The organism is Enterobacter cloacae complex sp. 2022EL-00981, assembly GCF_028737495.1.
GTDB classification, from domain to species: Bacteria; Pseudomonadota; Gammaproteobacteria; order Enterobacterales; family Enterobacteriaceae; genus Enterobacter; species Enterobacter cloacae.
In genome coordinates this window covers 71,135-83,629 of sequence record NZ_JAQZRK010000001.1, presented here as the reverse complement: position 1 = coordinate 83,629, position 12,495 = coordinate 71,135, and the positions used below count along the sequence as shown (strand labels likewise).

Annotated in this window: 11 protein-coding genes; 4 read left to right on the top strand and 7 right to left on the bottom strand. The window is 57.1% G+C overall.

Annotated features, from left to right (window positions below):
- Positions 1-22: 22 nt before the first annotated feature.
- From PUZ33_RS00435 to cmoB, 3 genes are read left to right on the top strand one after another with little or no spacing between them, the layout of a single operon-like run.
- Positions 23-418 carry an MAPEG family protein gene (locus PUZ33_RS00435; RefSeq protein WP_013096077.1) on the top strand — a complete coding sequence of 132 codons (396 nt, stop codon included), beginning with the start codon at positions 23-25 and terminating at the stop codon, positions 416-418.
- A 40-nt stretch (positions 419-458) separates the two neighbouring features.
- A complete protein-coding gene (gene cmoA / locus PUZ33_RS00430; RefSeq protein WP_013096076.1) occupies positions 459-1,202 on the top strand; it encodes a carboxy-S-adenosyl-L-methionine synthase CmoA in 744 nt (247 codons plus the stop codon).
- Positions 1,199-2,170, top strand: coding sequence for a tRNA 5-methoxyuridine(34)/uridine 5-oxyacetic acid(34) synthase CmoB (gene cmoB / locus PUZ33_RS00425; RefSeq protein WP_058680199.1), 972 nt, complete (start codon positions 1,199-1,201; stop codon positions 2,168-2,170). Before cmoA ends, cmoB begins: the two co-directional genes overlap by 4 nt.
- A 262-nt stretch (positions 2,171-2,432) precedes the next feature.
- Here cmoB and cutC read toward each other — a convergent pair whose 3' ends face one another.
- Both cutC and PUZ33_RS00415 read right to left on the bottom strand, forming a co-directional pair.
- On the bottom strand, positions 2,433-3,176 hold the full coding sequence (cutC, locus tag PUZ33_RS00420) for a copper homeostasis protein CutC (RefSeq protein ID WP_058680200.1): 744 nt from the start codon (positions 3,174-3,176) through the stop codon (positions 2,433-2,435).
- A 78-nt stretch (positions 3,177-3,254) separates the two neighbouring features.
- Positions 3,255-3,815 carry a VOC family protein gene (locus PUZ33_RS00415; RefSeq protein ID WP_038419925.1) on the bottom strand — a complete coding sequence of 187 codons (561 nt, stop codon included), beginning with the start codon at positions 3,813-3,815 and terminating at the stop codon, positions 3,255-3,257.
- A gap of 238 nt (positions 3,816-4,053) precedes the next feature.
- Here PUZ33_RS00415 and argS point away from each other — a divergent pair, with 238 nt between their 5' ends.
- On the top strand, positions 4,054-5,787 hold the full coding sequence (argS, locus tag PUZ33_RS00410; protein WP_058680201.1) for an arginine--tRNA ligase: 1,734 nt from the start codon (positions 4,054-4,056) through the stop codon (positions 5,785-5,787).
- Between the two features lie 39 nt (positions 5,788-5,826).
- Here argS and bglB read toward each other — a convergent pair whose 3' ends face one another.
- The 5 genes from bglB to flhB form a co-directional block, all read right to left on the bottom strand.
- Complete coding sequence (gene bglB / locus PUZ33_RS00405) at positions 5,827-6,966, bottom strand: beta-galactosidase BglB (protein WP_058680235.1); 1,140 nt, start codon at positions 6,964-6,966, stop codon at positions 5,827-5,829.
- Positions 6,967-6,970: 4 nt separating this feature from the next.
- Complete coding sequence (locus PUZ33_RS00400; RefSeq protein WP_029882320.1) at positions 6,971-8,554, bottom strand: MFS transporter; 1,584 nt, start codon at positions 8,552-8,554, stop codon at positions 6,971-6,973.
- Between the two features lie 260 nt (positions 8,555-8,814).
- A complete protein-coding gene (flhE, locus tag PUZ33_RS00395) occupies positions 8,815-9,207 on the bottom strand; it encodes a flagellar protein FlhE (protein ID WP_058680202.1) in 393 nt (130 codons plus the stop codon).
- On the bottom strand, positions 9,207-11,285 hold the full coding sequence (gene flhA, locus PUZ33_RS00390) for a flagellar biosynthesis protein FlhA (protein ID WP_020687642.1): 2,079 nt from the start codon (positions 11,283-11,285) through the stop codon (positions 9,207-9,209). Before flhA ends, flhE begins: the two co-directional genes overlap by 1 nt.
- The gene (gene flhB, locus PUZ33_RS00385) at positions 11,278-12,426 is read right to left on the bottom strand and encodes a flagellar biosynthesis protein FlhB (RefSeq protein WP_013096066.1); all 1,149 of its coding nucleotides are present in this window, start codon (positions 12,424-12,426) and stop codon (positions 11,278-11,280) included. The genes flhA and flhB overlap by 8 nt, the downstream gene beginning before the upstream one ends.
- Positions 12,427-12,495 lie beyond the last annotated feature (69 nt).

Sequence of the window (12,495 nt, the reverse complement as noted above, 5' to 3'; positions counted from 1 at the left end):
TGCCAAAACACAGGGAGTTTGTATGGTCAGCGCGTTGTATGCGGTGCTAGGTGCATTACTGCTGATTAAATTTTCATTTGATGTTGTGCGACTCAGAATGCAGTACCGCGTCTCATACGGCGACGGGGGGTTTTCCGAACTGCAAAGCGCTATCCGTATCCACGGCAACGCGGTTGAGTACATTCCGGTGGCACTCATTTTGCTGCTGTTTATGGAGATGAATGGCGCCGAAACCTGGATGGTACACATTTGTGGCCTGCTGCTGATTGCGGGTCGGTTAATGCATTATTACGGCTTTCACCACCGCTTATTCCGCTGGCGTCGTTCCGGCATGAGCGCGACATGGTGTTCGCTTTTGCTGATGGTGCTGGCTAACCTTTGGTATATGCCGTGGGAGTTGGTTTTCTCCTTCCGTTAGCGCACAATACGCCACTTTATTTTTCCCGGATTTTTACGTTATGTCAGATCGCGACACGCTTTTTTCCGCGCCTATCGCCAGCCTGGGCGACTGGACCTTCGATGAACGGGTAGCCGAAGTCTTCCCGGATATGATCCAGCGCTCTGTTCCCGGTTATTCCAATATTATCTCCATGATCGGCATGCTGGCTGAGCGCTTCGTTCAACCCGGCACGCAGGTGTATGACCTGGGCTGCTCGCTCGGCGCGGCAACGTTGTCGGTACGTCGTAACGTTCATCACGAAGGCTGTAAGATCATTGCCGTCGATAACTCCCCGGCGATGGTTGAACGCTGCCGCCGTCATATTGATGCCTGGAAAGCGGCAACTCCGGTCGAGGTCGTTGAAGGCGACATTCGTGATATCGAAATCCACAACGCCTCGATGGTCGTGCTGAATTTTACCCTGCAGTTCCTGGTGCCCGATGACCGCCAGCGGCTGCTGGACAAAATTTATCAGGGCCTTAACCCCGGTGGCGCGCTGGTGCTGTCTGAGAAATTCAGCTTTGAAGACGCGACCGTCGGCGAACTGCTGTTCAACATGCACCACGATTTCAAACGTGCAAACGGCTACAGCGAGCTGGAGATTAGCCAGAAACGCAGCATGCTTGAAAACGTGATGCTGACGGACTCCGTGGAAACCCATAAAGCGCGTCTGCGCCAGGCAGGCTTTGAGCACAGCGAACTGTGGTTCCAGTGCTTTAACTTTGGCTCCCTGGTGGCGCTGAAAGCTGAGGACGCGGCATGATTGAGTTCGGTAACTTCTATCAGCTGATTGCAAAAAACCATCTCTCCCACTGGCTGGAGACCCTGCCTGCGCAGATTGCCACCTGGCAGCGCGATCAGCAGCATGGGCTGTTGAAGCAGTGGTCAAATGCGGTGGAGTTTCTGCCGGAGCTGACGCCTCACCGTCTGGATCTGCTGCACAGCGTCACGGCCGAAAGCGCAGAGCCGCTGCCCGCCGGGCAGATTAATCGCATCGAAACGCTGATGCGTAACCTGAAGCCGTGGCGCAAAGGACCGTTTTCGCTCTACGGGGTGAATATCAATACTGAATGGCGCTCCGACTGGAAATGGGATCGCGTGCTGCCGCACCTCTCCGACCTGACCGGGCGTACCATTCTGGACGTCGGCTGCGGTAGCGGTTACCACATGTGGCGCATGATTGGCGCGGGCGCGCATTTAGCCGTTGGCATCGACCCGATGCAGTTGTTCCTGTGCCAGTTCGAAGCCGTGCGTAAGCTGCTGGGTAACGACCAGCGCGCGCATTTGCTGCCGCTGGGCATTGAGCAACTGCCCGCGCTGAAAGCGTTTGATACCGTCTTCTCCATGGGCGTGCTTTACCACCGCCGTTCCCCGCTGGAGCATTTATGGCAGCTGAAAGATCAGCTGGTCAGCGGCGGCGAACTGGTGCTGGAAACGCTGGTGGTCGAAGGCGATGAAAATACCGTTCTGGTTCCCGGCGATCGTTACGCGCAAATGCGCAACGTCTACTTCATTCCTTCCGCGCTGGCGCTGAAAAACTGGCTGGAGAAGTGCGGGTTTGTGGATGTGCGCATCGCCGACGTCTGCGTGACCTCCATCGAGGAGCAACGCCGCACGGAGTGGATGGTGACCGAATCGCTGGAGCAGTTCCTTGATCCAACCGACCACAGCAAAACCGTTGAAGGCTATCCGGCGCCAATGCGTGCGGTGTTGATTGCCACGAAGCCGTAGCCTTTTAGCCGGGTGGCGGCTGCGCCTTACCCGGCCTGGTCATCGCAGGTTTTCTCCAAAATATTTCAAGTTGCAGCAAGGCGGCAACGCAGCGAATCCCCAGGAGCTTACATCAGTAAGTGACTGGGGGGAGCGAGGCAGCCAACGCAGCTGCGGCTTGAAATATGAAGGAGAAAAAAAGGCCCCTGTGTAATTGGCAGGGGCCTGGTACGAGCAAGCATCATATTGGGCGACATGATGCGCGGTAAAAATCGGTACGTTGCTACACGTGATGACGTTCAATCAGCGATTTCATTTCCGCAACCGACTCTCCATCTACACCGTAGCGTGAGTACTCATCCGCTTCAGCATCCGTCGACATAGACAACCCTGTGTTGCGATAACGCATGGGCGACGGTATCCATTTCCCGGCAGAGCTGTGCAGCTCTTCCACCCCGGCGTTTAAAAACAGTTCCAGATTGCTGGCACGGACTCCCGCACCCGCCATTATTATTGGAACACCGGAATGTGCTTTTAGTTCCGTAATTAATTGCAGTCCTTTTTCAGCCGACGACTGCTGGCCCGATGTCAGCACACGCGCCACGCCAAGTTCCGCAAGGGTATCAAAGGCTTGCAATGGGTTTTTACACATATCGAACGCGCGATGAAATGTTACCGCCATCCCCTTCGCGGCCGCCATTATCTGGCGCATACGCGGTACATCGACGTTGCCTTCTTCATCGAGCAGCCCCGTCACCAGCCCCGGGAAACCCAGATCGCGAACAAGGGCGATATCGTCAAGCATGGCACTGAACTCGCCTGCCGTGTAACAAAAATCACCGCCCCGAGGACGAATGATAGGGTGTACCGGAACGGTGACAGCCTGACGGGCAGACGTCAACACACCGTACGAGGGCGTTAACCCCCCTTCTTTCGGTGCCGCGCACAGTTCAATGCGGTCAGCCCCCCGCTGTTGCGCCGTCACGGCACACTCCACGCTGTAACAGCAAATCTCCAGCAGCGCCATCCACTCCTCCTTAAATTTCGCGTAATGCACCATCATGACACGCCGCTCCCGGCCGGTCTTCGCGTGTCGTCACAACGCTTACTCTTCGCTGGCAACAATCTGTTCTATCGTCCAGGGGTGGAACTTCACCGTCACCTGTCCGTCAGTCACGGCCAGCGTCGGGTTCGGTAAACGCTCGCGCTCGCCTTTTGGTGAACTCGTTTTCACAAAGATACCCGGCTTGCTCAACCCCTCATCAGACAGCAGCGCCAACGCGCGCGCATTCAGCGTTTCGGGCTCGCCTGGCAGCACGATTTCGATGTGCTCCCAGCCTTCATGCGGGTAACGTTTTTCTCCCGGCCACGGCAGTTCAACAACGCTAAATTGCCAGTGCGCTACGCAGACCGGCTCATGCAGTTTAAACAGGCAGATAGGTCGGCCGTTGATGATGTTCTCAGAGAGCAGTTCCCCGCACTGTTCAAACCCGCGACGCCAGCGCTCGGCGGTGGCGTTCTGATGACAGCGCAAGGAGATGTGATCGGCCTCAAGCGGCGCAATGTCCAGACCAAGACGGGTGGCAAGTTCTGTGAACGCCTGGGTGAAGCGCGGTAAATCTGCGGAAATATCATGCAGTTCGTCAATGGATTGCCAGTTCGCCATAAGTCAGTCTCTTATCGTGTCGCAAAGCCGCTAATTTACTCTGTTGCCCCCTTTTGACCAACCGCGGAATGACGCTTTTTATGACTGCATGATTATGCATGCTTTCTTAGCCTGGATTCTGCGCAATCTTCGCTCCCCGCAATGCTGACGGCAGAAGGCATTTGCAGTATACTCCCGCCCTCATTCTTTAACTGGCGCGGGTGGCAGTCAGCCCGCATCAAAAACGTAAGGTATCCAGGTGAATATTCAGGCTCTTCTCTCCGAAAAAGTCAGTCAGGCACTGATTGCCGCAGGTGCGCCTGCGGATTGCGAACCGCAGGTTCGTCAGTCAGCGAAAGTACAGTTTGGCGACTATCAGGCTAATGGCGTGATGGCAGTGGCTAAAAAACTGGGCATGCCGCCGCGACAACTGGCTGAGCAGGTGCTGACTCATCTGGATCTCACCGGCATTGCCAGCAAAACCGAAATCGCTGGCCCGGGCTTTATCAACATTTTCCTTGAGCCGGCCTTCCTGGCAAGCCACGTTGACGCAGCGCTGAAATCTGACCGTCTGGGCGTAACCCAGCCAGAGCCACAGACCGTGGTGATTGACTACTCCGCGCCAAACGTCGCGAAAGAGATGCACGTTGGCCACCTGCGCTCCACCATCATCGGTGACGCGGCAGTACGCACCCTTGAGTTCCTCGGTCACAAGGTGATCCGCGCGAACCACGTTGGCGACTGGGGTACCCAGTTCGGTATGCTGATTGCTTACCTGGAAAAACAGCAGCAGGAAAACGCGGGTGAAATGGCGCTGGCGGACCTGGAAGGGTTCTACCGTGAAGCCAAAAAACACTACGACGAAGATGAAGCCTTCGCCGAGCGCGCGCGTAGCTATGTGGTGAAACTGCAGGGCGGCGACCCGTACTTCCTGGAGATGTGGCGCAAGCTGGTGGACATCACCATGTCCCAGAACCAGCTCACCTATAACCGTCTGAACGTCACCCTGACCCGCGACGACGTGATGGGTGAAAGCCTCTATAACCCAATGCTGCCGGGCATTGTGGCCGACCTGAAGGCCAAACATCTGGCGGTTGAGAGCGAAGGCGCAACGGTCGTATTCCTTGATGAGTACAAAAACAAGGAAGGCGAACCGATGGGCGTGATCATCCAGAAAAAGGATGGCGGCTACCTCTACACCACCACCGATATCGCCTGTGCGAAGTACCGTTACGAAACGCTGCATGCTGACCGCGTGCTGTACTACATCGACTCCCGTCAGCACCAGCACCTGATGCAGGCGTGGACTATCGTGCGTAAAGCCGGTTATGTTCCCGATTGCGTACCGCTGGAACACCACATGTTCGGCATGATGCTGGGTAAAGACGGCAAGCCGTTCAAAACCCGTGCGGGCGGTACCGTGAAGCTGTCCGACCTGCTGGATGAAGCGCTGGAACGCGCCCGTCGCCTGGTGGCAGAGAAGAACCCGGAGATGCCGGCCGATGAGCTGGAAAAACTGGCGAACGCCGTGGGTATCGGTGCGGTGAAATACGCGGATCTCTCCAAGAACCGTACCACCGACTATATCTTCGACTGGGACAACATGCTGGCGTTTGAAGGTAACACCGCGCCGTACATGCAGTATGCCTACACCCGCGTACTCTCGGTGTTCCGTAAAGCGAATATCGATGAAAGCGTGCTGGCGAATGCGACCGTCACCATTACCGAAGATCGCGAAGCCCAGCTGGCGGCCCGTCTGCTGCAGTTTGAAGAGACGCTGTCCGTGGTTGCGCGCGACGGTACGCCGCACGTGATGTGTGCTTACCTGTACGATCTGGCCGGTCTGTTCTCCGGCTTCTACGAGCACTGCCCTATTCTGTCTGCTGAAAATGAATCGGTCCGCAACAGCCGCCTGAAGCTGGCGCAGCTGACGGCGAAGACCCTGAAGCTGGGTCTGGATACCCTGGGTATCGAAACCGTAGAACGTATGTAATACAAAAAACCCGGCTATCATCGCCGGGTTTTTTTATGATCAGAAGTACTTCCGCAAATACTCCGTCAAACAGAGGATTGCCATTGCCTGACCGTACGGCATCGACGTCAGCGGGATCTGGCGGTAAAACTCCAGATCGCTCCCCATCCCGGTTCCGAACGACGTTTGCAGCAGCTCCCCTTCCGGCGAGATGTTTTTCACAATCCCTCTGATGGCTTTCTCCGCGACCTCAGCGTATTCCGCCGCCACATAGCGTTTACGCACGGCCTTAAGTATACCGTAGGCAAAGCCTGCCGTGGCCGACGCCTCCAGGTATGAGTCTGGGTCGTCGAGCAGCGTATGCCACAGGCCACTGTCGTCCTGACATGTCGCCAGCGCGGCAATCTGCGCATTGAGAACCTGCGTCAGATAACGGCGCACGGCGTTGTTTTCCGGCAGATCGACCAGTTCGAGGAAGTCCGGGATCACAATGGTGAGCCAGCTGTTGCCACGCGCCCAGCGGGCATGGGCAAAGTTATGGTTGCCGTCATAGTTCCAGCCGTGGAACCACAGCCCGGTCTCCCGGTCCATCAGGTTCTGCACGTGCAGCAGGAACTGGTACACGGCCTCCTCAACGTATTCCGGTTTGTTCAGCAGCTTGCCAATTTTGGCCAGCGGCAGGACCGTCATCATCAGCGTGTCATCCCACATCTGCTGCGCGTTCTCTTCCGCCAGGGTAATGTGCTGCATGCCGCCGTGTGCGGTACGCGGCATCTCATGCATCGCCCACTCCGCCCAGCTCTCCAGCCACGGCAGCCAGGCCGGATTTCGGGTCTCTTCGTAGCGGTACGCCAGCGTCAGGAACGGCGACATGGTATTTACATTTTTGGTGGTTGCCCCTTGTGCAAAACGGTCCGCAAACCAGCTGTCGATAATGTCGCGCATCCCGTCGTCGCCGGTCTGGCAGTAGTACTGCCAGATACCGTACAACCCGACGCCGTGCGTCCACTCCCACCCTGCCCAGCCTTTGGTATCTATGACGCGCCCGTCGTCCAGCCGCAGCAAAAATTCACCCGTTTTGTCGTGGATATTGACCAGGTTATGCGTCACCTTCTGAATCAGCGATTTCAGCTCGTCCCTGGCGATAAAACGCTCTGGCTGACGCAGCAAGGGGCTATGTTTGACAGGCCAAACTTTCATCATCTTAACCTCTGTTGTATGTCGAATTCAGTACCGCACGTCCCTTCAGCGAAGGAGCCGCTGGTTTATTGCGATTGAGATAACCAATGTTGTTATTCCCCCACAAGGATTCGAACGGCATACCGGCCAGCATTTCCACGGTGGCGCGGGCGTGCGGGCTGGCCGCTTCAGGCATGGCGCGGCCCGATTCGCGCATTTTCGCGGTCTCTTCGCGCAGCGTGCTGTGGGTTTGTAGATTTAGCCTGAAGCGCAGGGAGACCAGGAAGCCGCAGAACAGCACCAGAAGGGTTCCCACGCTCAAAATCAGCAGAATGGTGTGGCTGACTTCAGCAGGCTGGGTTTTCTGACCGCTGACAAAGCCGGACATCTGCATCACGATGCCCACCAGCATTACCGCACCGGCCTGAGACGCTTTTCGGGTCAACGTCATGATACCGGCGAAGATGCCCTCACGACGCTGGCCGGTGATCACTTCGTCCACGTCAGCAATGTAGGTATAGGTGTTCCACGGCACATAGTTGATACCGCCGCGACCAAGACCGGCAACCGCGGAGATAAGCAGCAGCAAAGCGTAAACGTCGCTCAGCCCGGCGTAATACAGCACGGCGTAAGAGAGAGAGGCCAGGCCAAACAGCACCACCACCATGCGGTAAGACGGCGCAGGCCCAAAGCGAATGCACAGCGGGATCATCCCAATCACGGCAAGAAACTGGAAGATGGCCATCGTGCCCAGCAGGTTTGACGCCATTGACGCCTCCTGCATCAGCACAAACACCACGTAATAGGTAAAGACGGCGTTGAAGACGTCCTGCGCAATGTAGCCGCCGAGGTACATGCCCAGGTGCTGACGGAAAATCTTGATGCGCAGCGTCGAGCTTAACTCCACAAACAGGCGGTTCAGGCTCTGGCCCAGGGTCAGTTTTTTCTTCTCTTCTTCCGCGCGCAGGGCCGCTTCGGACCACTCCTCGCGCGGGCGCTCCCAGGTGAAGAACCAGACAAAGGTCAGCATCAGCGCGCACAGCACCGAGAAGACCAGGCTTGCGTAGAAGAAAGAGATCGCGTTGTCTTTACCAAAGTGGGTCAGCAGGATCCCTGGCAGGAACGAAGCCAGGATAGCGGACATCTGCGCCATCGAAATACGCGCACCGGAGAATTTCGTTTTCTGTTTAAAGTCATCGGTCATCTCCGGGACCAGCGTTTCATACGGCACCAGAATCATGGTGTAGACGATATCGAAGACCAGATAGGTCAGCAGGTAGTACCAGAAATTCATCTCCCCAACCCACATCAGGGAGTAGCTGAAGACGCAGGGAATGCCGAGCAGAATAAAGAACTTGCGACGGCCAAAGCGTTTGCCCAGCCAGGTGGTGCCAAAGTTATCGGTTAAAAAGCCCATCAGCGGGCTGACCACCGCGTCCAGTACCCTTGCAGCAGCAAAAATAAAGGTCGCTTCAATCGGTGTGAGTCCACAGAAGGTCGTATAAAAATACAAAAGCCAGGCCGCCGTCAGCGCGGTGGTTCCCGCGCCGAGGAAATCCCCTGCCCCGTATGCAAGATAGTTTGCGAGTCCAATTTTTCGTGTTTTCATTGCCGTCAACCCTAATCAGTTTTAGGAGACCCCCTGTAAGCAAACCTCGTCCGGGAGTTTTTACACGGCTACAGTAGAATTAACGCACTGTGGAAACCTTTCTGTTTCTGCCATCACACCGCAAAGGCTGGCAAAAATGCAAAGAGTGTCATTACGTGCATCACTGATTTATAAAACAGCGTTTCTATTACTTCAAAAGGCGAGGTCATTTTTGCGAGCCCGCTATCATAATCACTGATAACGGGCGTTGAGGCAGGCAACTAGCGGTAGTTAACGATAACGGAATTACTCTGCACCTTGAGCGCCGGGATTAACCGCCCGCCGCCCGGCACTTCCCAGATAAAGCGTAAAGGTTCTACCGCAGGTACGCCGTTAAACGCCTGGGTAGTGCCATTCTCTGCGTCGATTTCCGTGCAACGGCTCTGGGAACACAGACGCACCTGCATCCCGGCAGGCGTCGGGCCAATCAGCGAGTAGTTCCACACCACCAGGCTCATCTGACCGGATACCGGTTCAGAAGGCGCCAGCGGACGCGACGACATCGCCACGCCACGGTTGCTGAGGGTCACGCCGATGCTGCTGGCCTGCCAGCTCCCTTCGCCCGCGGCCTGCGCCACCAGCGGGAAGAGTAATAGCCCTAACCACTTACGCATTATTTACCTCCAATCGTCGCCGTCATACGAATATGGCGATTATCAGACAGCTCCAGATTCGACAGCACCACCAGCTGGTTCAGGCTACGGCGCAGGAAGCGTGACAGCAGCGGACGCAGCGCATGGTTTACCAGAAGCACCGGCGGTGCACCCAGCATCTCCTGACGCGCCAGCGCCTCCTGTGTTTGCGCCAGCAGACGGTCCGCCAGACCCGGCTCCAGCCCGCCACCGCCCTGCAGGGCCTGCAGCAGCAGACGTTCCAGCGGCGTATCCAGGCCAATCACCTGCACTTCACCGGTGCCCGGGAACCACTGCTGGGTGATCGCGCGGCCCAGCGCCACGCGCACCACCGCCGTCAGCTCATGCGGATCGCTTTGCAGCGGCGCGTGCTCGGCGAGGGTTTCCAGAATGGTGCGCATATCGCGGATCGGCACTTTTTCATCAAGCAGGTTTTGCAGCACCTTATGCAGCGTGGTCAACGTCAGCACGCCCGGTACCAGATCCTCCGTCAGCTTCGGCATCTCCTGGCTCACGCGGTCGAGTAACTGCTGTGCTTCCTGACGGCCAAACAGCTCTGCTGAGAACTGTCCAATCAGGTGGTTAAGATGGGTAGCCACCACGGTACTGGCCTCCACCACGGTATACCCCTGAATTTGCGCCTGCTCTTTGAGCGCGCTTTCAATCCAGATAGCGGCCAGACCAAACGCGGGATCGATGGTCTGTTCACCCGGCAGCGTACCGGCGGCTGTGCCTGGGTTAATCGCCAGCCAGCGGCCTGGATACGCATCACCGCTGCCAATCTCAACCCCTTTCATCAGAATACGGTAGCGGGCAGGTGGAAGATCCATGTTGTCGCGGATGTGCACAACCGGCGGCAGGAAGCCCATATCCTGGGCGAACTTTTTCCGGATACTGCGGATGCGGCCAAGCAGTTCGCCATCCTGCTGGAAATCGACCATCGGGATCAGACGGTAACCCACTTCCATCCCCAGCGAATCTTCCAGCTGAACGTCGTTCCAGGTGGCTTCCACGGCCTGCGTGTTCTCCGGCATTTTTACCGGTACAGGTTCTGCCGCGGGTTTCATTTCACGGCCACGCATCCACCAGGCAAGGCCCAGCAGTGCTGCCGTGAACAGCAGGAAAACCAGGTTCGGCATGCCCGGCACCAGGCCGAGCAGACCCAGCACCGCCGCCGCCAGCAGCATGACGCGCGGGTTGCTGAACAGCTGGCCAACCATCTGCTCGCCAACGTCCTGATCGGTACTGACGCGGGTAACGATAACGCCCGCAGCGGTAGAAATGACCAACGCCGGGATCTGGGCAACCAGACCGTCACCAATGGTCAGCAGCGTATAGCTTTCAGCCGCCTGGCCCATGCCCATGCCATGCTGCAGCACCCCAACAAGCAAGCCGCCCACCACGTTAATCACCATGATGAGAATGCCCGCGATGGCGTCACCGCGCACAAACTTACTCGCACCGTCCATTGAGCCGTAGAAGTCCGCTTCCTGGGTCACTTCCGCACGGCGTTTTTTCGCTTCATCTTCCGCGATAAGCCCGGCGTTAAGGTCGGCGTCGATCGCCATCTGCTTACCCGGCATCCCGTCCAGCACAAAGCGCGCACCCACTTCCGCAATACGCCCTGCACCTTTGGTGATAACCATAAAGTTGATGATAACGAGGATGACAAACACCACGATACCGATGGCAAAGTTACCGCCCACGAGGAAGTGGCCAAAGGCCTCAACCACTTTGCCCGCCGCTGCCGCGCCGGTGTGGCCTTCCATCAGGATGATACGCGTGGACGCCACGTTCAGCGCCAGTCGTAACAGGGTGGTAAACAGCAGGATGGTCGGAAACGCCGCAAACTCAAGGGTACGCTGGGTGAACATCGCCACCAGCAACACCATGATGGACAACGCAATGTTGAAAGTGAAAAGCAGGTCGAGGATGAATGCCGGCAGCGGCAATACCATCATCGACAGGATTAGCAGGATGAGGATCGGCCCGGCAAGGATTTGCCATTGGGTCGATTTCAGGTTGCCGGGCAGGCGCAACATTGCCACCAGATTAGCCATCAGTGTCCTTCTCGTTCATAAAATCCAGCGCAGCAGGCACCGGAAGGTTCTCAGGTTTGACAGGTCGTTGACCGCCAGCCAGACGCCAGCGTTTCAACTGCCATACCCAGGCCAGCACTTCCGCCACGGCGGCGTAGAGTTGTCCTGGGATCTGTTGTCCAATTTCCGCGTGGCGGTACAACGCACGCGCCAGCGGCGGCGCTTCCAGTATTGGCACCCGGTTTTCCGTGCCAATCTCGCGGATGCGCAGGGCGATTAAGCCCGCCCCCTTCGCCACCACTTTCGGCGCGCTCATTTTGTTTTCGTCGTACTGCAGCGCAACGGAATAGTGGGTTGGGTTGGTGACAATAACGTCGGCTTTCGGCACATCTTCCATCATCCGTCGACGGGCGGCGGCGCGCTGCATCTGGCGGATACGCCCTTTCACGTGCGGGTCACCTTCCATCTGCTTATATTCGTCACGGATATCCTGACGGGACATGCGCAGTTTTTTGAAGTGGCTGTACAGCTGGAAGATGACGTCGAACCCCACCATCGGAATAATGCTGAGGACCACCAGCAGCGCACAGAGTCCGACCAGATTCAGCGCATTGCTCATCGCGGTCAAAGGCGACTCGCTGATAAGCCGCATCATTTCCGGCCAGTTGTGCCAGAGGTAAAACCCCGCGGCACTGCCCATCAGCGCCGCTTTGAGGATGGCTTTAAGCAGTTCTGCCCCGGTCTGCGCGGAGAACATTTTCGCGATGCCGGACAGCGGGTTCAGTTTGGAAAATTTTGGTTGCAGCGATTTGGTGCTAAAGACCAGACCACCAAGCATCACCGGCGAGATCAGCGCGACCAGCACCACCCCGGTAATCAGGGGCAGCAGTGCGACCATGGCCCCTTTAATAAGCTGAATAATCTGGCTGAGGATAAGGTTTGGGTCGTTGACCATACTGTGGTCGAAACGTAATCCGGCAGAGAGCATCCCCGCCAGTTTTCGGGCGAGCGACTCCCCACCCCACCAGATGATGCACACACCCACAATAAGGATCAGCAGGGATGTCAGCTCTCGGGATCGGGGGATCTGCCCTTCCTCACGCGCTTTTTCAAGTCGGTGGGGTGTGGGGGCTTCTGTTTTGTCGTCGTTCTCTTCTGCCACAGTGCATGCTCAGCCCATTACGTCACAGGTATCATGCCAGCGCAGAGGAAATCCAATGGCGGGAAAAGC

What these genes read in the sequence shown, in the direction of transcription:
- flhA (WP_020687642.1), bottom strand. Translation starts at nt 11,285, where the DNA reads ATGGCTAATCTGGTGGCAATGTTGCGCCTGCCCGGCAACCTGAAATCG.
- cmoA (WP_013096076.1), top strand. Translation starts at nt 459, where the DNA reads ATGTCAGATCGCGACACGCTTTTTTCCGCGCCTATCGCCAGCCTGGGC.
- PUZ33_RS00415 (WP_038419925.1), bottom strand. Translation starts at nt 3,815, where the DNA reads ATGGCGAACTGGCAATCCATTGACGAACTGCATGATATTTCCGCAGAT.
- cutC (WP_058680200.1), bottom strand. Translation starts at nt 3,176, where the DNA reads ATGGCGCTGCTGGAGATTTGCTGTTACAGCGTGGAGTGTGCCGTGACG.
- flhE (WP_058680202.1), bottom strand. Translation starts at nt 9,207, where the DNA reads ATGCGTAAGTGGTTAGGGCTATTACTCTTCCCGCTGGTGGCGCAGGCC.
- PUZ33_RS00435 (WP_013096077.1), top strand. Translation starts at nt 23, where the DNA reads ATGGTCAGCGCGTTGTATGCGGTGCTAGGTGCATTACTGCTGATTAAA.
- PUZ33_RS00400 (WP_029882320.1), bottom strand. Translation starts at nt 8,554, where the DNA reads ATGAAAACACGAAAAATTGGACTCGCAAACTATCTTGCATACGGGGCA.
- bglB (WP_058680235.1), bottom strand. Translation starts at nt 6,966, where the DNA reads ATGAAAGTTTGGCCTGTCAAACATAGCCCCTTGCTGCGTCAGCCAGAG.
- cmoB (WP_058680199.1), top strand. Translation starts at nt 1,199, where the DNA reads ATGATTGAGTTCGGTAACTTCTATCAGCTGATTGCAAAAAACCATCTC.